The organism is Virgibacillus halodenitrificans JCM 12304 (genome assembly GCF_001310895.1).
Taxonomy (GTDB): Bacteria; Bacillota; Bacilli; order Bacillales; family Amphibacillaceae; genus Virgibacillus_Q; species Virgibacillus_Q halodenitrificans.
In genome coordinates this window covers 41,926-64,689 of sequence record NZ_BAZS01000012.1, presented here as the reverse complement: position 1 = coordinate 64,689, position 22,764 = coordinate 41,926, and the positions used below count along the sequence as shown (strand labels likewise).

The 22,764-nt window shown below is 37.4% G+C and carries 19 protein-coding genes and 1 pseudogene; 10 read left to right on the top strand and 10 right to left on the bottom strand.

From position 1 onward, the window contains the following. Positions 1-78: 78 nt before the first annotated feature. Complete coding sequence (locus JCM12304_RS08450; RefSeq protein ID WP_040956623.1) at positions 79-1,776, bottom strand: peptide ABC transporter substrate-binding protein; 1,698 nt, start codon at positions 1,774-1,776, stop codon at positions 79-81. A gap of 287 nt (positions 1,777-2,063) precedes the next feature. On the opposite strand from JCM12304_RS08450, the gene JCM12304_RS08445 reads away from it, so the two are divergent. Then, on the top strand, positions 2,064-2,426 hold the full coding sequence (locus JCM12304_RS08445; RefSeq protein ID WP_172675271.1) for a DUF3899 domain-containing protein: 363 nt from the start codon (positions 2,064-2,066) through the stop codon (positions 2,424-2,426). Between the two features lie 50 nt (positions 2,427-2,476). Here JCM12304_RS08445 and JCM12304_RS08440 read toward each other — a convergent pair whose 3' ends face one another. Then, entirely contained in the window at positions 2,477-3,517 is a 1,041-nt protein-coding gene (locus JCM12304_RS08440; RefSeq protein WP_256200801.1) for an NAD(P)H-dependent flavin oxidoreductase, read from the bottom strand. Positions 3,518-3,631: 114 nt separating this feature from the next. On the opposite strand from JCM12304_RS08440, the gene JCM12304_RS19565 reads away from it, so the two are divergent. Then, complete coding sequence (locus tag JCM12304_RS19565; protein ID WP_172675269.1) at positions 3,632-3,796, top strand: hypothetical protein; 165 nt, start codon at positions 3,632-3,634, stop codon at positions 3,794-3,796. Between the two features lie 436 nt (positions 3,797-4,232). On the opposite strand, the gene JCM12304_RS19370 is transcribed toward JCM12304_RS19565, so the two are convergent. From JCM12304_RS19370 to JCM12304_RS08425, 4 genes are all read right to left on the bottom strand, one after another. After that, positions 4,233-4,382, bottom strand: a complete 150-nt coding sequence (locus JCM12304_RS19370) for a hypothetical protein (protein WP_156036061.1) — start codon at positions 4,380-4,382, stop codon at positions 4,233-4,235. A 173-nt stretch (positions 4,383-4,555) separates the two neighbouring features. Continuing rightward, positions 4,556-7,732 carry a DEAD/DEAH box helicase gene (locus tag JCM12304_RS08435; RefSeq protein WP_060679757.1) on the bottom strand — a complete coding sequence of 1,059 codons (3,177 nt, stop codon included), beginning with the start codon at positions 7,730-7,732 and terminating at the stop codon, positions 4,556-4,558. A gap of 84 nt (positions 7,733-7,816) precedes the next feature. Then, positions 7,817-9,004 carry an MFS transporter gene (locus JCM12304_RS08430; protein WP_040956627.1) on the bottom strand — a complete coding sequence of 396 codons (1,188 nt, stop codon included), beginning with the start codon at positions 9,002-9,004 and terminating at the stop codon, positions 7,817-7,819. Positions 9,005-9,118: 114 nt separating this feature from the next. Next, entirely contained in the window at positions 9,119-9,970 is an 852-nt protein-coding gene (locus JCM12304_RS08425; RefSeq protein ID WP_060679755.1) for a MurR/RpiR family transcriptional regulator, read from the bottom strand. Between the two features lie 136 nt (positions 9,971-10,106). On the opposite strand from JCM12304_RS08425, the gene gnd reads away from it, so the two are divergent. From gnd to gntK, 3 genes and pseudogenes are all read left to right on the top strand, one after another. After that, complete coding sequence (gnd, locus tag JCM12304_RS08420; protein WP_060679753.1) at positions 10,107-11,003, top strand: phosphogluconate dehydrogenase (NAD(+)-dependent, decarboxylating); 897 nt, start codon at positions 10,107-10,109, stop codon at positions 11,001-11,003. Between the two features lie 172 nt (positions 11,004-11,175). Next, positions 11,176-12,519 carry a GntP family permease gene (locus JCM12304_RS08415; RefSeq protein ID WP_019379309.1) on the top strand — a complete coding sequence of 448 codons (1,344 nt, stop codon included), beginning with the start codon at positions 11,176-11,178 and terminating at the stop codon, positions 12,517-12,519. A gap of 148 nt (positions 12,520-12,667) precedes the next feature. Then, positions 12,668-14,223, top strand: a pseudogene (gntK, locus tag JCM12304_RS08410) (gluconokinase). 128 nt (positions 14,224-14,351) lie between these two features. Here the strand turns inward: gntK and JCM12304_RS08405 are convergent. After that, positions 14,352-15,065 carry a sulfite exporter TauE/SafE family protein gene (locus JCM12304_RS08405; RefSeq protein ID WP_019379307.1) on the bottom strand — a complete coding sequence of 238 codons (714 nt, stop codon included), beginning with the start codon at positions 15,063-15,065 and terminating at the stop codon, positions 14,352-14,354. Positions 15,066-15,260: 195 nt separating this feature from the next. Here JCM12304_RS08405 and JCM12304_RS08400 point away from each other — a divergent pair, with 195 nt between their 5' ends. Then, positions 15,261-16,685: a YfcC family protein gene (locus tag JCM12304_RS08400; protein ID WP_060679751.1), complete on the top strand. Its 1,425-nt coding sequence runs from the start codon at positions 15,261-15,263 to the stop codon at positions 16,683-16,685. Between the two features lie 127 nt (positions 16,686-16,812). Here JCM12304_RS08400 and JCM12304_RS08395 read toward each other — a convergent pair whose 3' ends face one another. Then, on the bottom strand, positions 16,813-17,424 hold the full coding sequence (locus JCM12304_RS08395; protein ID WP_019379305.1) for a superoxide dismutase family protein: 612 nt from the start codon (positions 17,422-17,424) through the stop codon (positions 16,813-16,815). Positions 17,425-17,770: 346 nt separating this feature from the next. Further along, on the bottom strand, positions 17,771-18,283 hold the full coding sequence (locus JCM12304_RS08390) for a DoxX family protein (RefSeq protein WP_019379304.1): 513 nt from the start codon (positions 18,281-18,283) through the stop codon (positions 17,771-17,773). Positions 18,284-18,691: 408 nt separating this feature from the next. On the opposite strand from JCM12304_RS08390, the gene JCM12304_RS08385 reads away from it, so the two are divergent. The 3 genes from JCM12304_RS08385 (at position 18,692) to JCM12304_RS08375 (ending at position 21,526) form a co-directional block, all read left to right on the top strand. Further along, complete coding sequence (locus tag JCM12304_RS08385) at positions 18,692-19,087, top strand: GntR family transcriptional regulator (RefSeq protein ID WP_019379303.1); 396 nt, start codon at positions 18,692-18,694, stop codon at positions 19,085-19,087. A 269-nt stretch (positions 19,088-19,356) separates the two neighbouring features. Further along, entirely contained in the window at positions 19,357-20,289 is a 933-nt protein-coding gene (locus JCM12304_RS08380; RefSeq protein WP_060679749.1) for an ABC transporter ATP-binding protein, read from the top strand. After that, the gene (locus JCM12304_RS08375) at positions 20,282-21,526 is read left to right on the top strand and encodes an ABC transporter permease (RefSeq protein WP_040956633.1); all 1,245 of its coding nucleotides are present in this window, start codon (positions 20,282-20,284) and stop codon (positions 21,524-21,526) included. The genes JCM12304_RS08380 and JCM12304_RS08375 overlap by 8 nt, the downstream gene beginning before the upstream one ends. Positions 21,527-21,663: 137 nt before the next feature. Here JCM12304_RS08375 and JCM12304_RS08370 read toward each other — a convergent pair whose 3' ends face one another. Then, complete coding sequence (locus tag JCM12304_RS08370) at positions 21,664-21,849, bottom strand: hypothetical protein (RefSeq protein ID WP_060679747.1); 186 nt, start codon at positions 21,847-21,849, stop codon at positions 21,664-21,666. Positions 21,850-22,048: 199 nt separating this feature from the next. Between JCM12304_RS08370 and JCM12304_RS08365 the strand changes: the two genes are divergently transcribed. After that, a complete protein-coding gene (locus JCM12304_RS08365) occupies positions 22,049-22,591 on the top strand; it encodes a flavodoxin family protein (protein ID WP_060679745.1) in 543 nt (180 codons plus the stop codon). Positions 22,592-22,764: the final 173 nt, after the last annotated feature.

Sequence of the window (22,764 nt, the reverse complement as noted above, 5' to 3'; positions counted from 1 at the left end):
GGAAAAGAGAGTATATGCCAAAGGGTCATACACTCTCTTCTCTGAAAGTAAAAGCATATTTTTTATTTAAAAATGTAATTATTTACTAACACTAGCCCACTTGTACTCGTAGTCCGGACCGAATGGGTTAACGATAATTCCTTCAACACCTTGTCTCAACAACTGTGCAGAAGCTTTTTGGTAAACTGGAGCAATTGCTGCATCTTCAAATAGAACCTTTTCAGCTTCTAAGAAGTTTTGATATCTTGCTGGGTTATCAGTAGCAAGTGTTGTTTGTGCCTCTTCCAAAAGCTTATCGTATTCTTTATTGGAATAACCCATTTTGTTGTTTCCACCATCTGTAATCCATAGATTTAAGAAAGTGTATGGATCTAAGAAGTCAGGACCCCAACCGGAGAATTGAATATCATAATCCATGTTTGTATCTAAATCCAAGCGTTGCTCAAATGGAACCTGCTTTAAAGTAACTTTTAATCCATCAAGGTTAGTTTGAAGCTGGTTTGCTAGGTATTCGTTCATTTGCTTAGCAGTTTCACTGTCACCAGCAAGGAATTCAAGTTCAACAGAATCAGTTCCTAGCTCTTCTAAACCTTTTTTCCAATATTCTTTTGCCTTTTCAAGATCATATGTTACTAAGTCTCCACTTACTTCGCGGAAATCTTCTCCAGATTCAGGCATTGGAGTAAAGTTTGCTGGTACTAAACCATTAGCTACTAGAGATCCGTTATTAAGAATCTGATCAACTAATGCCTGTTTATCAAATGCGCGGCTAATAGCTGCACGGATGTTTGTATTTGCTAAAGCTTCGTTTCTAGTTTGATTCATTTTCAAATAGAAAACAGAAGTTTGCGGGTTTACAATATAGTCTTCATGGGTAGAATATTGATCAACAAGGTCAGAAGATAGACCTGCACGGTCAACTGTACCTGCTTCATAAAGATCTACCGCTGTTTGTGGATCTTTAACTACTTCATATGTGATTTTATCTAGAGAAACAGTTTCTGCATCCCAGTAATCTTCGTTCTTTGTAAGATTCCAAGAGCTTGAAGTGCTTTCCCAATCAGATAAAATAAATGGACCATTTGATAATAATGTATCTGTGCTAGTTGCATATTTATCGCCTTGTTCTTCAACAAACTTTTGGTTTAACGGTAAGAACGTTCCGAAAGTTGTTAATGACTCAAAGTATGGAGTTGGGTTTTCAAGTTCTACTACTAATGTATAGTCACCATCTGCTTTAACACCAAGTTCTTCAACTGGCTTATCGCCACTGTTAACAGCAGTTGCATTCTTAATAACTCCACCCATCATGTATGGTCCATATTCTGAACCAGTGTCAGGGTTTACAGCACGTTGCCATGCATAAACAAAGTCATGTGCAGTTACAGGGTCACCATTTGACCATTTTGCATCTTCACGTAAAGTAAATGTCCATGTTTTACCATCTTCACTTACTTTGTGATCATTTGCAATACCTTCAACCGGCTTACCATCTTCACCTAATCGGTAAAGACCTTCCATTGTAGCACCTAAAAATTCAAATGCATATTGGTCTGTTGCCATGGAAGCATCCATTGTTGGAATTGTATCTCCATTAAGAAGATTTAAGACTTGCTCTCCTGAAGCTTCTTCTCCTTCTGATGCAGAATCTTCAGTTTTTTCTTTGTTACCACTGTCTTCTGTGCCTTCTGAAGCGTCGTCTCCTCCGCCACAAGCCACTAAGAACACACTAAGCAGTAAACCTAGTGCCAAAAGTAATGACCATTTCAACTTCATAGTCAAAAGAACCCCCTTATTTTCTATTTTCTGATATTTTCGTAGATGAATTCTACTACAAGAAGTATACAATTATTTTTACAGTTTTGTAAAGTCTTTTTTTAAAATAGTGAAAAAACTATTACTATTTATTAAATTAATAAAGTCATGAAAACCCTTGATTGACAACGCTTTCATGAATAAGTGTTCACTACAAATTATTACAAAATTATTTCCAATTAAATCTATTTTCTATGATATAATGAGTAACAAATTACTATAAAAGGTGGAAATATATGCAACTCTTCATGAACAAATGGTTCTATTTCTTAGTAAATATTTTAGTAGTGACGCTTATCTTTTTTCTATTCACTCCTAAATATGATCTGGAGAACTATATAAACACATGGTTTTATGTTTTTCTCCTTTCACTTGTAGCAATTCTATTTCTATTTATTAAAAAGGGTGGCTTTTTTGACGGTCTGACCTTCTCTTTTAGAAGATTTGGTAGTATGATGTCAAAAAAGAAGAAAGACTATATGGGAGAATGGAAAGACAAACCTGCGCCATCTCAAACTATAAATACTACTTTTTACCGCAATCTCCGATTCCTAGTGTGGATGCAAATTGTTATTCTACTATTGCTAATGGCACTCTACTACACAATATAATTCAGTTTTTAAAAGAGCACAATGAGTCAAAAAGCCCATTATGCTCTCTTTTATATTAGTGAATTTATTATTTGCTTTACCGATTCTTCCTTTTTTATTTCACCTACACCTTGTCCAGCCCATAAGGATTGAAGATCCGCCAATGAAAATTCTTTTGCTGTAGCTCGTATATCTTTAGTCATCTCATTTTGCAAAGGAAATGGCAATGAGTTAAGCTTACTTTGTTCTAAATCATCAATAAAACGGTTCTTCACTGCTCGAGCTGGGCGACCGGAAAATGCTCTTGTTATTTGAGTATCCTCTGCTTCTGCCTGGATTAACGCATGACGATAAGCCGCATTTGTACCGGCTTCTCTAGCTATTAAAAATTTTGTGCCAAGCTGGACAGCACTCACCCCCATTGCTAGCAATCCTTTTATTTGCTCTCTTGTATGTATAGCTCCTGCAGCTATAATAGGAAGTTGCAAATTTGCTTTAAATCTTTCCACTAAAGCTATTAAACCAAGATCAGCATTATCATGGAATCTATTTAAATCAAAGGTACTGCGGTGCCCGCCTGCTTCATAACCTTGTGCCACAACTGCATCATAACCTGCTTCTTCCAACAGTTTTGCCTCATATACATTCGTTGCCATTCCTATCAGTTTCACCTGATTAGCTTTTAATCTTTCAATTAATGAAGCTGTTAACACGCCAAAAGCTGTACTGACAATTGGAATGTTTTCATCGAGTATCACTTGAATTTTTTCATGTAGATGATCTCTTACTTTAATCTCTCTGCTTCCTTCGTTAATAGAAAGTTCTTGCCTGTATTTATTAAGGAATTGTTGCATTTCAGCGACTTCGTTGGAATATGTTTCAAGATTTATGGCGAACACATTTACTGCAAATGGCTTAGAAGTTAGCATTTTCACTTGTTTGATTTCTTCTTTCAGCTTAGGTGCGCTCATATAACCGGCACCTATTGTACCAAGGCATCCATTCGTTGCTACGGCTGCTACTAATTCCGGTGTAGTAATTCCTCCGGCCATCCCTGCTTGAATGATAGGATGTGCAATGTTCATTTCTTTACAAAAATCCAACTCACTCACCTCCCTAATCTAGAATTGTTTTACGGTCCTAATACAGATGCTAAGATACAACATTATCTCGTACATTCATAGTTGGAAATAATTGCTAACTAGAGTATATCTAATTTTAAGGAAGTGGATGAACCCACTGATTTCCGCTTTAGTGGGACGCTTTCCACCGGCATGGCTTCAGCCGCTTCCTTCACTACGCTACGTCCAGGGTCTTCAGCTCATGCTATTCCGGTAGGAGTCGCCCCCTTCCGCTCCAATCAATTTGTATCTGCTTTGTACCATAAATAGCGGGTTATTATCTAACCGCTTACCAGTGAAGGAAAAACACGAAGACTCCTCGGAAAGAAAAAACACCTTTCCTTCGTGCGATGCATAATTCGCTGAAGCCTTCCTTGTCCTGTGGGAAAAGCAACAGGGCTTTTTGATGGGGCGAGTAATCGCAAAAGGTCTTCGGTGGGACGAGGTAACGCAGTCCCAGCCCCAGCTGAAGATCCCGCAGGAAGTGGTTTTCTTCCGAGGAAGCTGAAGCGTTGCCCACGGAAAGCGAAGTGTATTTTCCGAAACGGCCGTTTACAGTACTATCAAGTTACTTTGCAGTATATCTATTTTGCGAATCACTAGATAGCCCCCAACATCTATATTAGAACCTGTTTTATATAGAATATCATACCTATAAAAAAAGAGGATGCATTTAACGAATACATCCTCCTAAATTAAATTCTGCTTATGACTTATTACTGAATAAATATTCCATCATCGAATCAAATAGAGCAACATCATCAGTTACCAGAAATACTGGCAATAACATAATCGCCATTACTACAGCAAAATTAGCTACGAAAAACTTTGCCACCCCTCTTGCAACTGTTCTCATCTTCCCATCTCCCTTAAGTGTTTACTTGTAATTTATACGAATGTGGCTTGGTTAAGAACAAAATATGGTTCGCATTATAAATTTTCTTCTTTTATAAAAGTCACGGATATTATTTTCCCTTTTTTCCGTTTATAAAAACATAAAGAACCAGCCTGGGCAGGCTGGTTCTTTCATTAAATATTCAATAGTTCTCTAACATCATCTTCACTGAGACTGGATAGCATAGACTCTCCAGGCTGAATAACCTGGTCAATGAGCTCTCGTTTCTTTTGTTGTAAATCATAAATTTTTTCTTCGATGGTACCTTCAGCAATCAACCGAATGACCTGGACAACATTTTTCTGACCAAATCGATGCGCTCTGCCTGTTGCCTGGTCCTCAACCGCCGGATTCCACCAAAGATCATACAAAATCACCGTATCTGCCCCAGTTAAGTTGAGGCCTGTGCCACCGGCTTTCAAGGAAATAAGAAAAACATCGTTTTCTCCATTGTTAAATCGTTCGCTCATTTCCACTCGTTCTTGTGATGGTGTCTGCCCGTGTAAGTAAAAGTAACCTATTCCTTCGTTCTCAAGTTTCGCACTAATGATTTCATGCATACTTGTAAACTGGGAGAAGATCAACATGCGTTTTCCACTTTCCCTTGCAGTACGTATCGTCTCCATTAATTGTTCAAGCTTACCCGATTTCCCCTGATAATTTTCGATAAACAAGGAAGGATGACAGCATAGTTGTCGCAAGCGTGTTAATCCAGCAAGTATCTTCATCCGGTTTTTTTGAAAACCACTTTCCTGCATCGATTGGGCAGCTTCCTGTTGAAGTTGGCGATGATACCCAATATACAAATCCTTCTGTTCTTTGGTTAGTTCGGATACATGAACAGTTTCAATCTTATCCGGTAATTCCTTCAGTACATCTTTTTTGAGACGTCGAAGAATAAATGGTTTTGTAATCTTTGCTATTCTTTCATGAGACAATTGTTTGAATTTGCGATGATTTGGCATCAGCCCTGGCAATATAACCTGGAAAATAGCCCATAGCTCATCAATCGAGTTTTCTATTGGTGTGCCACTTAACGCAAATTTTCTTCCTGCTTTTATTTCACGTATTGCCCTTGATGTTTTCGTTGCGTAGTTCTTAATATATTGTGCCTCATCTAAGATGAGTGTCTGAAAGGTCAATTCCCGGTAATATTCAATATCCTGTCTGAGAGTAGCGTAAGAGGTAATCCAAACATCTGCTGCATCAATCGTGCCGGTAATTTTTTCTCTTCGCTCCTGAGGATTCCCTGTTAAGATAGCTACTTTCATCTTCGGTGAAAACTTTTCACATTCATTCTTCCAATTATAAATAACGGAGGATGGGGCCACAATCAAGTGTGGATGCTCACTAGGCTCTGAGGCAATATAAGCGATGCTCTGTAAGGTTTTTCCTAAGCCCATATCATCTGCCAATATGCCCCCTAAATGATAATGGCTAAGTGATTTAAACCATTGATACCCCGTTTGCTGGTAATTTCGCAACGTAGCCTGTAAGTTAGCTGGTAATGGGTAAACTTGTTCTTCCGGTGATTTCAGTTGATGAAGCAGCTTGCGAAATGATGGATCATAATTTTTATTCGTTTCAATCATTTCATCTACCTGCGTACCACGATAGACCGGTACATGAATACTGCCATCTTGAAGATCATCTTTATTAATCTCCATATCACTAAAGAGCTGCTTCATGGAAGTAAAGTCTTCCCCTTCCAATGAGAGCAGTGCGCCATTTTGCAGACGGTAATACCGCTTTTTTTCAATAACGGCATCAATAATTTTGTTTATCTCTGAGTCGTCTACACCTGCTATATCAAAGCCAATTTCCAGTAAATTAGATGATGTTTCCAAATTTACTCTTGTACTGGGTACTGGGTCTGTTTCCATAATATAATTCCGTATATCTGAAGTCAGAAACAGTTCCACTTGGTCATCTAAAAGTGGAAGTACATGGTATAAAAAGTCGTATATTTCTTCCTCTTCTTCTGCTGCCAAATACAGTTCTTTTCCGTTATATTTAAAATTTGCGTATTCAATAAGACGCATGATTTGTTGTTCTTTCTCTGTATCTCGAATAATAATAACATCGTGCTGCTCTCTGCCACTAAACGGATCTATTAATTGATCTCCATAGTGATATTCCAGCTTACCAATAATCCAATCACTTTTTACTTCGAGATACATTTTGGCTCGTAGGGGAACTTGAATGATTTCTTCTCTTACATTATTATCTATCGCTACATCCCCAATTTTCTTCAAAGAGGGAAGCACTTCTGATAAAAACGTGTCTGCTTGTTGTTTGGAGATCGGCAGTTCGAGATTATCCATTCCAAATTGACTAATTTGCTCAAGCACAGGGACCTGTTCTTTAGCAGGGCTATAAAATACACCTTTATGAAAAAATAATTCATATGCCGGAAGATAGGCCCCGTCGGATAGTTCATCCATTATTAAGGTTAAGTCCTCTTTATCATTTTTAGAAATAGAAAAATGAAAAGGAAGACTATTTTTTTCTAATTGCACATGGGTAAAGGACGTCCGTGCTGTGACGACGGTAAAATTCCGTTCAATCAATTTTTCCAAGAGATCTTCTGCAATTAAAGGAGGAAGGGTAATATACCTTCGATCATTTGCTGTCTTTTGATAATACATGTAAGAGTGGTCATTATAAATGGACTCATTTTTTAAAACAGCATGCAGCTTTTCAAAAATTTCCCTATCCTGGGGGAGAAAATGATGCGTATCAGGAAAATAGGTAAATGTTTTTGTGAAAAAGTGTTCGATATTATTTAAAACATGCTTAAGAAATTCATACGCATCCTTTACTACGTAACAGCGCTTCTCCCCAGTTTTTATTTCAATGGATAAGCTTTTGTCATAAGACAGGTGACAATAATACTCCACCTTCATTTCCTTCTTCTCCGGAAGAATCTCATTTTCAGCTGTTGGTTGTTGAATATCACTAAAAGCCCTGATAAATCGGTTGGTCATATTATAATCATAATCTGCAAAGGCTGGAGGTTTATTATCGCTTCTATTGGCAACCGCTATTAATGTTGCAGCAACATGCTTACAGGAACCAAATGTTTCAAATGCCGGGCAATCACAATATGCTTCAATCGAACCATTGGAGAAATCCTTCATATTCAATTCTACAAAATAATCCTCAGAACCAATTACAGTCGCTGTCCATACACTATAGTTAATATCATATAAAAGGTCAGTAACCTTGTTATTCTTAAAGTAATCAAGTCCTCTTTTATAAATGACGGAAGGGAATAAACTTTGGATGTTGATATTACCGATACTTTTCAAAACGTTAGCAACCTACTTTCTAAGTCTTGTGTTCCTTCTATTGTATACGATCACAGCATGTTTTTAAACAAAACTGTTAATACCTTATAGATGATTACGGATGCCAGACTTTAGAATCAAATATACATAAAATAACATGGCAATTAAAACGGAACCAGCTGCTGTCACATAAATCGCTCCATAACCGGATAGTGAAGCAAGCTGGCCAAATGTCATTGCACCGATGCCTACCCCCAAGTCAAAAAATGAAAAAAAGGTAGCGTTAGCCATTCCTTTTCGATTGTTCGGAGATTTATCTACTGCCCATGCCTGTAATGCAGGTTGGACACTTCCAAACCCAAGCCCATAAATGGCTGCAGCAACTAACATTACCATCATATTTGGCAACCAGGATAACAATAGCATTGCAATAAAAATACAGATCGCACCTGGAAGGAATACATATAGATGTCCTTTATTATCATAAATCTTGCCAGCAAAGGTTCGTGAAATCATTAGAAAGGCTGCGTATACAAGGAAATACAGCTCGATACCATCTATATGCTCTTGAGCAGCATATAACGGCAAGAAAGAAGCAATTCCCCCAAATGTTACTGTAATAAAAAACAAGAGGATGGACGGCTGAATTGCGCTTTTTTCAAAAATATCAAATTTAATCGTAACAGCTTTATCCGGTGATTCTTCCACTTTTTTATAGTGAATTGTCATGGAAAGTAAAAATGCTACTAACCCCAGTCCTGCACAGATTAAGAACAGACTGGTAAACGAAATTACTCCAACAAGGGTCAAGCCAAGAGCAGGGCCAAATGCAAGAGCTAAATTACCGGACAAGCCAAAATATCCAAGGCCTTCCCCTCTTCGTTTCATTGGAATAATATCTGTAGCTATGGTGCTTGTTGCTGTAGTTGACAATCCCCAACCCGCACCTTGAACAATCCTCATAACCACCAGTAGTCCAATGCCTACAATGAAAGCATAGGAGCCAACAGAAATTACGAATACAGCTAAACCTATCATATAAACGAATTTCCTGCCTTTTGACTCCAGTGCATGTCCGGCATAGGGACGAAATAATAAAGCGGAAAAGGTAAAAATACCAATAATAATACCTATCATCTGATCACTGCCGCCTAATTCCTTTATAAATAGAGGTAGTGTTGGCAATGTCATTTGAAAACCTAAAAATATAAAAAAGTTTGCCAGACAAACCAGAACAAAATCTTTTGTCCATATCTTGTCTGTCGCTCTATGATTTACTGCTTGTGAACTCATGTATATTTTCTTCCTTTCTTCGTTACTCGAAATATATTATACATGAGTGGGCTTAGAATAGAAATGGAACGACATTACCATTTTTTATAAGAAGGCGCTTACGCTTTTGTTCCTTTATAGTCTTTTAACGGAAATAGCGCTTCTCATATTTTTTAATGCTTTATTTCCCAGGTCTTTTCTTGCAATCATTATATTTGTATATAGTGCGTCCACAATACTTAACTGAGCAATTCTGGATGATAATGCTTCTGAACGAAAATCTGTCTCCTCTGCCACAGTATATAATGCAATATCTGCTTCTTTGGTTAAGGGAGATTTAGCAAAATTGGTTATACTAATAATCTTTACCTCTTTATCCTTCAGCACCTGCAATACATCTAAAATATCTTTCGTTGAACCTGAATGGGAGATGAGAATAGCTACATCTTTCTTTGTTAGCTGAGAAGCAGCCATCAACTGCATGTGCGCATCCAAGGTTGAGTTTACATTTAATCCACTGCGAATAAACTTATGATAGGCATCCAGAGCTACAACTGCAGATCCTCCACTTCCAAAGAAGAAAATACGATCAGCCTTTAAAATGGTTTCGACAACTTTCTCCATTATATGCGAATCCATAATGTGCAATGTATCCTCCAAAGTTTTTACATTTGACCGGAATACTTTTTCGGTTACCATCCCCACACTGTCACCATCACTTATCTTTTCATGAATATCTTTCATCGGTGTTACAATTTCAGCTGCAAGTGCAATTTTCAGAGCTTGATACCCCTTGAAGCCAACCCGTTGACAAAACCGAAACACAGTAGATTCAGCAACATTTAATTCGTCTGCGACCTGATTAATCGTGTGGTGAATAATTTTTTGTGGATCCTGCAAAATATAATCAGCGATCTTTTTTTCCTTTTCACTAAACTTCCCATAATTACTTCGTATTCCTGCTAATCCATACTTATTTGGTTCCATAATGAAATTCCTCTCTATTTTATTCCATACAAACATTATAAACGAAAAAATTTTTTATGAAAACGCTTGATCAAGGAAAAATATTTGATATAATGAATGCGAAAAAGAAAAAAATTTCATCATTAGAGGTGACAAAATGAATATCGGATTAATTGGTCTCGGGAAAATGGGTAGAAATTTGGCTTTTAATCTAATGGACCATAATCATCACGTAGTTGGTTATGATGCAAATCGCTCCATTGGCGAAAATATAGCACATGAAAACTTCTCACTTGCAGATTCGTTGAAAGAACTTACGAACCAATTAGCTACTCCAAGAGTAATTTGGTTAATGGTTCCTGCAGGAAATATAACTGAAAAAGTAATTCAAGAAGTTTCTCCTCATCTGGACAAGGGCGATTCCATTATAGACGGTGGAAATTCAAATTATAAAGACACCTTAAACAGAAATAAAATTCTTTCTGAACAAGGTATTTATTTCTTCGACTGCGGTACAAGCGGTGGTATGGAAGGTGCGCGGAATGGCGCATGTACCATGATTGGAGGAAATGCAGAAAAGTTTACTCAAATCGAGCAACTATTCAGTGATATTTCCGTGGAAAACGGGTACTTATATACAGGAGAAACTGGAAGTGGGCATTTCTTAAAGATGGTGCACAACGGTATGGAGTATGGCATGATGCAATCCATTGCAGAGGGCTTTGAGATTCTCGATAAAAGTGAATTCAATTATGATTACGAGAAAGTGGCTAAGGTTTTTAACCACGGCTCCGTTATTCGCTCATGGCTAATGGAATTAGTAGAAAATGCTTTCTCAAAAGATGCTAATCTTGAACAGATCCACGGAATTATGCATTCATCAGGAGAAGGTAAGTGGACAGTAGAATCAGCAATTGATCTGCAAGTGGCTGCTCCAGTAATTGCCCTATCTCTTATGATGCGCTATCGTTCCTTAGAAAACGATACATTTTCCGGCAAAGTAGTTGCTGCACTTCGGAATGAGTTTGGTGGGCATGAAACCGTAAAAAAATGAAACTGAGAGGAAACTGACTTATGAGGTTTCCTCCTCATCCCTGTGTTTTCGCAACAATTGTAAGCGGTTAAACAAACTCGCTTCATTGCATTAATATTGTGCAGTCACTTGGTGGCTTTGCAAAAGTTATTTTCATATAAAAAAAGATTAATAGAAAGAGGAGGAAGTAAAAATGGGTGATATTTCATTAATTATGATCGCGCTAGCTGGTATTTTTCTTTTATTATTTTTAGTTATCCGCACAAAGCTACACGCCTTTGTTGCATTATTGCTTGTAAGTTTAATTGTCGGGGTGGCAGCAGGCATGCCACTTTCAGGTGTTATTGATTCAATGGAAAGCGGCATGGGAGGAACGCTCGGCTTCGTAGCAGTTGTCGTTGGGCTTGGCGCCATGTTTGGTAAAATGCTTGAAGTCTCCGGGGGAGCTGAACGGTTAGCACAAACAATGATTGCTAAGTTCGGGGAAGACAAAGCGCAATGGGCTTTAGGAGTTACTGGCTTCCTAGTAGCTATTCCTGTTTTCTTTGATGTTGGCTTTATTATTCTAGTGCCGATTGTTTATGGATTGGCTAAGAAGACAGGAAAGTCATTACTTTATTATGGTATTCCGTTGCTAGCTGGTCTTGCAGTAACACATAGCTATATTCCGCCAACTCCAGGGCCCATTGCGGTCGCTGATTTAATTGGGGCTGATCTTGGTTGGGTAATTCTTTTTGGTGCAATCGCTGGGCTTCCTGCAATGATCATAGCCGGCCCGATTTTTGGTAAGTATATCGCTAATAAAATTCACGTGGATATTCCGGATTATATGCAAATAGAAGAAACAGAGCATCAACAGGAACTACCAAGCTTTGCTATGATTGCTTCTTTAATTTTCATTCCATTAGTATTAATTCTTGCTAATACGTTGACTGGCGTTATATTAGAAGAAGGCAATGCAATTAGAAGCTTCTTTACTTTTCTGGGGCATCCCTTTGTTGCATTAACAATTGCAACATTATTGACCTTTTACTTCTTGGGTGTAAAACGAGGGTATAAGAAACAGGATGTTCAAGACATTGCAACAAAAGCATTAGAACCTGCAGGAATTATTATTCTAGTTACAGGCGCAGGTGGAGTTTTTAAGCAAGTATTAATTGATTCTGGAGTTGGAGATGTTTTAGGTGAAATGATGGTAAGCTCTGCACTACCACCTGTATTGCTCGCATTTTTAATCTCTACCGTCGTTCGTGTAGCTCAAGGATCTGCTACGGTTGCCATGGTTACTGCTGCAGGGTTAATATCACCTTTAATAGAAACAATGGGAATTACGGGACCATCCTTAGGCTTAATTGTTATTTCCATCGCTGCAGGTGCCACTATTTTCTCTCATGTTAACGACTCTGGTTTCTGGCTCGTGAACCGATATTTTGGTTTGGATGTGAAAGATACCCTTAAGTCATGGACCGTGATGGAAACATTAATTGCCCTTGTAGGGTTCGCAGTTGTATTTGTATTAAGTTTATTTATTGGATAAGCCGTGTAAGAAATCCTGCTCTTAACCCATGTAGGGCTATGCACATTACCTTTTGCTAAAAACTTATATGTAATACCTTATAAACAAACTACTGGAAAAAGAAGCATAACGTTTCTTTTTCCTTTTCCCATATAGGAGGTCCTTCATTATGAAGAACGAAAAATATTACCTTGGTGTAGATATTGGTACAACAAGTACAAAGGCAGTACTTTTTACAAAAACCGGCATCGTAATAACAAACCATACAATTAATTATCCTTTACACACACCGAACCCTTTAATAGCGGAACAGGATCCGGAGGAAATTTTCAATGCTGTGCTTGGCACAATACGTGAGACAATGAGGAAAAGTGATATTTCATCAGAACAACTAACACTCATTTCCTTCAGTTCTGCTATGCATAGCCTAATTGCTGTAGATGAGCAACATAATTTACTGACAAACAGTATTACTTGGGCAGATACCCGTAGTGCAAATCATGCAAAGAAAATAAAAGAAGAAATGAACGGCCATGAGATCTATTTACGAACTGGGACACCAATCCATGCAATGTCTCCACTCGCCAAACTTGTCTGGTTGCAGGATGAAAAGAAAGATATTTTTGATCAGGCAGCCAAATTTATCTCCATTAAAGAATATGTTTTTTATAAATTGTTTGGAAGGTATATCATTGACCATTCCATCGCCTCTGCTACCGGTATGTTTAATTTGGAAAAAATGAGTTGGGATGAAGAAGCTTTACTTGTGGCAGGCATTTCATCAGAACAGTTATCAACACCGGTACCAACTACCGAGATCATTAAAGGAACAGATAAGAAGCTGTGTGAGTTTATGGGTATTTCCCCCGACACACCTTTTGTAATCGGGGCAAGTGATGGTGTTTTATCGAATTTAGGTGTAAATGCAATTGACCCTGGAGTAATTGCTGTAACAATTGGTACAAGCGGAGCTATTCGCACTGTGTCCAATACACCGAGAACAGATCCCAAGGGACGCATATTTTGTTATGCTTTAACAGAAAATCATTGGGTTATTGGTGGCCCGGTTAATAATGGCGGAATGGTATTACGTTGGTTGCGCGATGAATTTGCTGCAGCGAGGTAGAGACAGCGAAGCGACTAAGCATAGATCCATACGATGTTTTAACAAAAATAGCAAGTGGGGTTAATCCTGGTTCTGACGGCCTGCTTTTCCACCCATACATGACCGGGGAACGAGCACCATTATGGAATGCGAATGCGAGAGCTTCCTTCTTTGGCCTAAGTATCCATCACCAGAAACAACATATGATACGGGCTGTTTTGGAAGGTATTATCTACAATTTATATACCGTGCTTTTAGCATTAGAAGAGTTAACCGGAGAACCTAAAAGAATTCAAGCAACTGGCGGTTTTGCACGATCCCAAATGTGGCGCCAGCTCATGGCCGATATTTTTGACAAACAAGTCGTTGTTCCAGAAAGCTATGAAAGCTCATGTCTTGGAGCAATTGTGCTTGGTATGTATGCATTAAATGAGATTGACGATTTCAGTATCGTATCAGAAATGGTTGGCAAGACGCATACACATGAACCAGTAGAAGAAACAACGAATATTTATCGTGAACTCTTACCCATTTATATACGCTTATCCCGCCTTTTTGAAGAAGAGTATGATAGTATTACAGAATTTCAACGAAAGCATATTAGTGCGGATAAGGCTTAATAATGTAAGGAAAAAAGCAACATGGCAGAGGCAAATTATTATAAGAATTGCCTCTGCCTCTTTATTTTGATAGCCATTAGCCCGAAGGAATCAAGCTATACACATGACAAAGTCTGAAAGCATCTAATTTACAATTGTTGTATAAGCAAATATAAGCCCGAAAATAGCAATAATCCATATGTCAGCCAACGAAACTTATCCTGATCAATCCACCTAAATAAGATTTGGCCTCCAATTAGTCCTACCAATACAATTGGTATCCCCCACATACTTGATACCCATACTTGTTGTGAGGTCCCAGAAACAATTAACTGAAGAGCCAAACTAACAAAGTAAATAAATAAGTAAAACGCCAACGTGGTAGCTCTTAGCTTTTCTTTAGTTGTGTCAGTACCTGAAAAATACAAAAGTATCGGCGGACCTGGCATGCCAATACTTGTTGTAAATGCACCAGAAACCCCACCTATCCAAAAATCCTTCTTCCCTGTTTGCGTTATCCGGAATTTCATGATTAACAATACAGTAAGAATTAGAATACTACCACTTACAAAATACTTCAAAAATATCAAATTGATGCTAGTAAACAGGAAAATGCCTATAGGTAATCCACCGATACTTCCAATGATCAGACGTTTAAGTATGGTGGTATCTACGTGTTTTTTCACATTTCTAATTAATAGAATGGAGATGAGCAAAGAAAGAATCAAATTAATTTGAATGGCATCTCTGGGCGCAAAAATTAAAAGTAAAAAAGGTGTAGCCATAATAGAAAAACCAAATCCCGTGCTTGTTTGAAGGATAGAAGCTATAAAGATAATACATATAAACAAAGCTACTTCCATGAAGGTACACTCCGATCAAATAAGAATTCAGGAATTATTATACACCCTTTCCTTTTATTCCGCTCTACATATACTGAAATTTCATTTAGAGGCATCCCTCCATTTAGAAAGTCATTTCGTATTTTTCTAACTATTTCGTGAATATACTTATTCTTTCTGGTACAATAGTAAAAACTTTTTAAAATAGGAGGGTTTATGGAACCACAAAAAGAAGTAAACCAAGATTATTCAGTAAAACAGCAGAATAAATGGCAGATGCCAGATACCTATGTCATCTTATTTTTTGTATTATTACTAGGATTTCTCGCTACATATGTTTTGCCATCCGGTTTGTTTGAGAGAGAAACAATTGATGGAGTGGAACGAGTTATTCCAAATACATATCACGGAACAGATACTGCTCCTTTGGGTTTTTTTGATTTTTTCTATGCTATCCAGATGGGGATGGTTGAGTCTGCTGATATCATCTTCTTAGTCTTATTCACAGGGGGAATGTTTGAGATAATTGAACGCTCTGGGGCTTTAAATGGCGCGATTCATAGGGCAGTACATATTACACGCGGCAACGAATTTTGGCTGATTGCTATCGTATCTGCCATTTTTGCATTAACAGGGGCTGTGGGAGCTGTGGCTAACGCAGTTATCGCTTTTGTTATGGTAGGAGTTATTATCGCCAGAACATTAAAACTAGATCCTATTGTTGCTGTAGCAATTACATTCGGTGCCAACTTTGCGGGCTTCAGTGTTGGTTTTATTAACCCTTACACTGTCGGAATTGCTCAGGACATAGCAGGTCTTCCTTTATTCTCAGGAATGGTACTACGCATCATCGTATTCCTCGTAATACTGGCATCGCTAATCTGGTATACATGGCGTTATACAAAAAAACTTCTTAAAGATCCATCAAAAAGTTTTGCAGGAGCCTACGGTGATGATGAGGATGGTAATGAGCAAGAGTTAAATGCTCCGTTTACTACAAGGCATAAGCTCCTTCTTATATTTGTAGGATTAAGTTTGCTTTTCTTTGTCTATGGGTCTATTCAATTGAAATGGACGATTAATCATATGTCTGCTTTTTTCGTTTTTATCGCCATCGGAGCAGGCATTATTGCGGGAATGCACTATAATAAGCTTGCCGAAACCTTTCTATCTGGAACGAGAAAGTTAGTTTACGGTGCAATGGTAGTTGGACTTGCCAGATCCGTTATTGTTGTACTGGAGAACGGACAAATTTTGGATACAATTGTTTATGGAATTGCTGTGCCCTTAGAACATTTCCCGCCTGCAGTAGCAGCTATCGGTATGTTTATCTCCAATGGGGTTCTAAACTTCCTTGTCAATTCAGGTAGTGGGCAGGCAATGATTGCGATGCCTATGCTAGCGCCTCTTGCGGATATGGTGGGAGTGACAAGACAAGTAGCTGTACAAGCATACCAATTTGGGGACGGTCTAACAAATTTAATTTTCCCTACATCAGGGATTTTGATGGCAAGCCTAGCTGTCGCTAATTTATCTTGGACCAAATGGTTGAAATGGATTATGCCATTATTTTTCATTTGGCTTGCTATTGCTGTTATTACCTTAGTTACGGGCGTTTTGATAAATTGGGGACCTTTCTAATTAAAAAAACTCAAGTGCCTGAAGTAAAGAAGGCAGGCTAATTTTGTCCCTTTAGCATGGAACACTTTCCACTAGAATAGTTTTTCAGCAATAAACGAAGCCGGCCAAGTTAGCCGGCTTCGTTTATTTATTCACCTATCACACCACAAGCAATACGTTCACCTGCATCTCCGGAAGGCTGCGATTTATAATCATCGGCTCCTGAATGAATAACAAGTGCTGTCCCTCCCTCCTTAAATAAAGAGTTCGCTTCACCTTTTTTCAGTGTAACCATGTCTGCCAAACGTTCTGTCTGAACGGTCCCATCTTCTCCTACTTCAATATTTTTCATATCTCCTGCATGCGGCCCCTCAGGTACATCAAATCCGTGCTTGGCATCTGTCGGATTAAAATGCCCACCTGCAGATTTAAAATCAGGCGCTTCACAGGCCCCCTTTTCATGAATATGGAATCCATGCGTGCCTGCCGGAAGCTTTTCTCCTTCAAGGGCAACATGAACCCCTTCTTCATCTTCTGTCAACGTTGCTGTTGCTACTACATCTCCATCCTTATTTTTTAAAGAGACAAGTACATCCTCTTTATCTGTTGAGTCTGACTTATTCTGATCTGCCATCGTTTCCGACGATTCTTCATTCTCTTGGTTGTTATCTTTATTAGGCTTTTCTTCTTCGTTTCCACCACAGGCTGCTAGAACCATTATCAACAAAACTGAAAATACTAGTAAAAGTGAACGCTTCATTTTACGAACTCCCTTCCTGATTGTTACTAGTATCTTCCTCTATTTTAAAGAAAATTAAACCTTTTTTGAGCTAATTCGTTCTTTTTCCTTATACAATAAATAAATGAGTAGTAATTGAGGCGTAATTTGTCTATTTAGATTGTTGATTTTATTAGTAGTCATATACCTATTTACTTAGATAAAGTATGTTAATTTTTAACCCACATTAATCAAAAGAAAATGCACATGCGTGTAATGTAGTTTCTTAACACATGGAAATTCAAACAAACCGAACGTTTAAATACATCGTCCGGTTTGTACTAAAGCATATATAAATTGTTATCCATCTTTTAAATTGGTTCCACCTTTACACTAGTGCTGCTTCCTTTTTATGTTTTTTATTAATTGGTTTATGGTCTTTTAAGAAAGGAATAATCCATCTGTCTAAACCATATTTACCAGCATTATACCCAGCTACGATCAAAAATACTGTAATTAAAACCATTTGGGCATTCGTGCTAACTGTACCACTGAATAAGAATGCAAAGTTCATAATTATGCCCATCAATGCTGCGAAATTAGTAAAGATCCCTAGAATAAGTGCAATTCCTACTAAAAACTCTCCCCACATTACGATAAAAGTAAATAATTCAGCATTTGGAATAGCTATAGCTTCTAAAAATGCGGCCCACCAGCCTTGAACTGCCGGGTGTTCGCCACTTGCACTTGCTACTGCGCCATGCAAGAAACCAGTCGCATCAAATTCTCCCCCAGTTATTTTACCGTATCCGGCTGTCAACCATTGGTAACCAATATAAACCCTTAGAAAAGTCAATATTCCCGCAGCTATCTTATTATTCCTAATAAAATCTACAAACATTTTATTCATCTCCTTTTCTATTATGTTCAATAGTTCACAATATATATTGTATTGTACCTCCTTGGTACATTTATATAATAACATTATTTAAAGTCTTTGTATATAATTATTGTGAAATATTTCACATATACTTACTATACTATGGCAATTTTGTTAACGTGGTATCGGATAATCCTGCGGAATTCTACAACGAGCATATATACAGAATAATAATTGACTTCTTTACTCAACATATATACTGTATATATAAACATACACAGTATATCACTATTTGAATTAGGAAAGACCGAAAGCAGCGCCCTCTATCGTAAAGAGAAAACTATACGCTTTAACAGCTTTAACTAATTGTCACGTTTACTATTTTCACTAATATTAGTAGATCACAATTTAAAATAAGGGGTGTTTAAGGTGGAATTACCTATCTCCATTTCCAAAGACTCAAGAGAACCTATTTATCATCAAATCGAAAACCAATTAAAAGCGTTAATTGCTGGAGGACATTTACCAGCAGATACACCTTTGCCTTCCATCCGAGCTTTAGCAAAAGACATGGAAACAAGTATGATCACTATTCGAAGAAGCTATCAAAATTTAGAACATCAAGGATTTATAAAAACAATACAGGGCAAAGGCACCTTTGTCGCCCATATTAAAACAGAATTGAAGCAACAGGTGAAAATCTCTACTGTATATTATGAAATCGAAAAAGCAATCAATATTGCATTTGATTATGATTACAACGAAAAGCAGATTCAAGAAATATTTTTTGAAGTACTCTCTTCGTACAAGAAAAATGGAAGCTGAAATATGAATTAGTTGATAAAAATCTCACACTAAAAAAGACGGTAACCACTCGTTCGTTAGGGATTTTATTAAAATTCTAATATTATGAAACTAACTGACTACTTCTACGTATTAAAACATAGGCATATGGTGAGAGCACTTGGGAAAGAAAAACTGCAACAAGGCTAATAAATTTATTGGGAATTTATCCCAATGCATGAGCTGAAAATACAGGAAAATTCACAGACTCACTTATATTTACCACACTATCTACGAAGGAGGGATTGTTAATGGAAGCATTGTTAACAGTAAACAAATTGGGGAAATCTTTTAAAGACAAACAGATCATTTCTGATATATCTTTTGAGGTTCGCAAAGGGGAAATTATGGCCATACTTGGACCAAATGGTGCTGGCAAGTCAACTACCATTCGAAACATTATGGGGATAATGTATCCAGATGAGGGTTCTATTACCTTTACGAACAGTACTGGTAAAGATATTCCAAGACATAAAATTGGTTATTTACCGGAAGAACGTGGATTATACAAAAATGTAAAAGTGATGGATATATTATTGTATTTAGCTGAATTAAAGGACTATCCACAAGCAAAAGCAAAGCAGCGGGCACTTGATTACTTAAAGAAATTTGATCTGGAAGGGAAAGAGAAAGTATCAGTAGAGGAGCTTTCTAAAGGGATGGGGCAGAAGGTTCAATTTATTGCGTCCATTCTACACGAACCGGAACTTCTTATATTAGATGAGCCATTTTCCGGATTAGACCCTGTGAGCCAGGAATTGTTTAAACAAGAAATAAAAGAACTTGCCGAAAAAGGGACAGCTATATTACTATCCTCCCATCAAATGAATTTAGTAGAAGAAATGGCAAATCGTTTGTTTATGATTCACAGGGGACAGAAAGTTATTTACGGATCGATGGAAGAGGTTAAAACAACATATGCAAATTTCAAATGCACCATTCGTGGCATAAATAATTTGGAGATTCTTCAAACAATACCCGAGGTACTACGAATTGAACAACAGGAAGATATATCTGTTCTTTACCTTGAACAGGCTGTTCAACCGACTTTATGGTTAAAGCAATTGCCGAATGAGTTAGTCGTTCATGAATTAACAATGGACCGTGTTTCGTTGCATGAAATATTTATAGATATTGCTACAGATAAAAATATGCTAAAAGAAACAGGTGAAGTATATGCGTAATACCATGAAGGTTGCCAAGTGGGAAATAAAGCGAAACCTGAAGAATAAAACGTTTTTAATCGGGTTATTCCTGACCCCGGTCCTTATTATTGGATTTATGCTTTTGGGTAGTCTTTTTGGTGATGATCCAGCTGATACAGAACAGGAAACAACCAGAGTGTTTGTAAATGATCAGCTCGGTGTATTTCCTGAACTTCAAGAAAGTGTGAATCAGAATAAATTACCTTGGGATCTATTGCAAACCGACCTAACCGAAAAAGAAGTAGCTGCAGAAGCAGAACTAAGTGAGAATACGGCATACATATTTATCGATGAACGCGCGATGCAAGAAGGTAATGTTCCTGTTTATCTCAGTGAGGAAATTCCTCCTTTTTTTTCAAATGAATTGCAACTATTATCTTCTCCTCTACAGACAATGCAAATGGAAGAACTGGGAATAACCGAAAAACAGCTTGCTGTTATCTCAAAAGGGTTCCACTTTAACGAGCAATCGCCAGGAGAAAATATTAATACTACTTCTACAGAAGAAGAAACCAGCTTAGGTGAAAATCCAATAGAAGATCTAGCCCCAGGAGCATTTGCAGGCTTTATTATGCTTTCCATCGTATTTACGGGTATGGCTATATTTCAAAGTGCCTCACAGGAAAAGAAAGATAAAATTGCTGAGATTATTCTTTCATCTCTTACACCAGCAGAGCTTATGCAAGGGAAAATAATCGGTTATTTTGTACTTGGCTTAATTCAAGCAGTTGTATCAATTACTTTGCTTTTTCCTTTTCTTTTATGGAAAATAGATTTACCAATTATAGAGTATATCTTTGTACCAGAGCTTATCCTATTATTAGTTATTGCAATCCTTGGTTTTTTACTATTTGCCTCTCTGTTTGTTGGAATTGGAGCTACAATGGCAGATATCACTACAGCTGGAAATTTTCAAGGTATGGTTATGATGCTTCCTTTCCTTCCTTTTATCTTTATCGGACCTGTAATCAGTGATCCAACTGGTCTAATGGCTCAAATTGGAACCTACATCCCATTTACATCGCCGGGTGTTTTACTGTTACGGTTAACTATTATGGAGGAATGGCCATGGGTAGAAATTGTGATTTCTTTAGCTATATTAATAGTTAGTGTTTGGCTTGCAATGAAGTTGGCTGGAAAAATATTTAAAGTAGGTATTTTAATGTATGGAAAGAATGCAACTCCCGGGGAAATATGGAAATGGATTCGGGCGTAATTATAATAGAGGCAGAGGCTGGATAATTTCAGCCTCTGCCTTATAAATAAATGTGTAACAGAAAGAATCCGTTGAATGCATGAGAACCAATCATAAATAGCAAAATAGTCTTTATTAGATCACTGATTCTTCTCTCATTACTTGTTTCGACTTTCCTCCCAAACAGTCCAAAGCACAAAGGTGATAATGGCACTAATGATAACAACAATGTTCGTATACGGGTGATACCCACCCTCGCTAAAAACAGCCAGTAATGTTCGTATTACAATTGCAGCGATTAATATAACAATAAACTTGAACACACTATTTCCTTTTATAGTCAATTTCTTTCCACCTATCTTTTTTATTGTCTGTAAAACCTTCTAGCGCTCCAAGCACTTTTTCGGTTGTTTTGCTTTCATGAAAATATTAGAACTTACTCATTAACAAATAAAAATTTTACTTATGATTTCCAATTCTTTTACATAGTCTGTAGTAAGCAGTCATATAGTAAACGGCTAAGAACATAAGGAGGTTAACATAATGAAGATAGCAGTAATTCATGGCTCGAGCCGTCAAAATGGTAATGCAGAATATCTTGCCTACCATGCCGTCCCGAAAGAAAAAGCCACCCATATTCATCTTCAAGATTACCATATTCAGCAAATTATTGATGAGCGCCATGAGGTGAAAGGGTTTAAAAATGTTCATGACGATCATAAAGAATTAATTGATCTAATGCTTAGACATGAGATAATCGTATTTTCCACGCCTATCTATTGGTACAGTTTATCAGGCCCAATGAAGACATTTATTGACCGCTGGTCCCAGATTATGCGTGACCCGAATTACGCGCATTTCCGAGGAGAATTAAAGAAGAAAAAAGCCTATCTTATTGCGGTTGGAGGTGATAACCCTACTATTAAAGGATTGCCGCTTGTTCAGCAATTTAATTATATTTGTCAGTTTTTTGGTATGGAGTTTGCCGGTTATGTACTAGGTCAGGCAAGTAAACCCGGCGATATTAAAAATAACAAAAGAGCTTTGGATGAGGCGGCTGTACTCGTAAAAGAAATCAACTTATAACTGGTATTTTTATACTAAATGTAAGTCATTCCCTTACAATAAAAATATAATAAGGAAATTCTTTTAGCACTAGTACCTGACTGTATTTGTAGAGCAGTCAGGTACTTTTATTATGGTATTTTTGTTCTAATGTCACTCTCTAACTATTCTTACTTTATTCGTGAACTTTATGC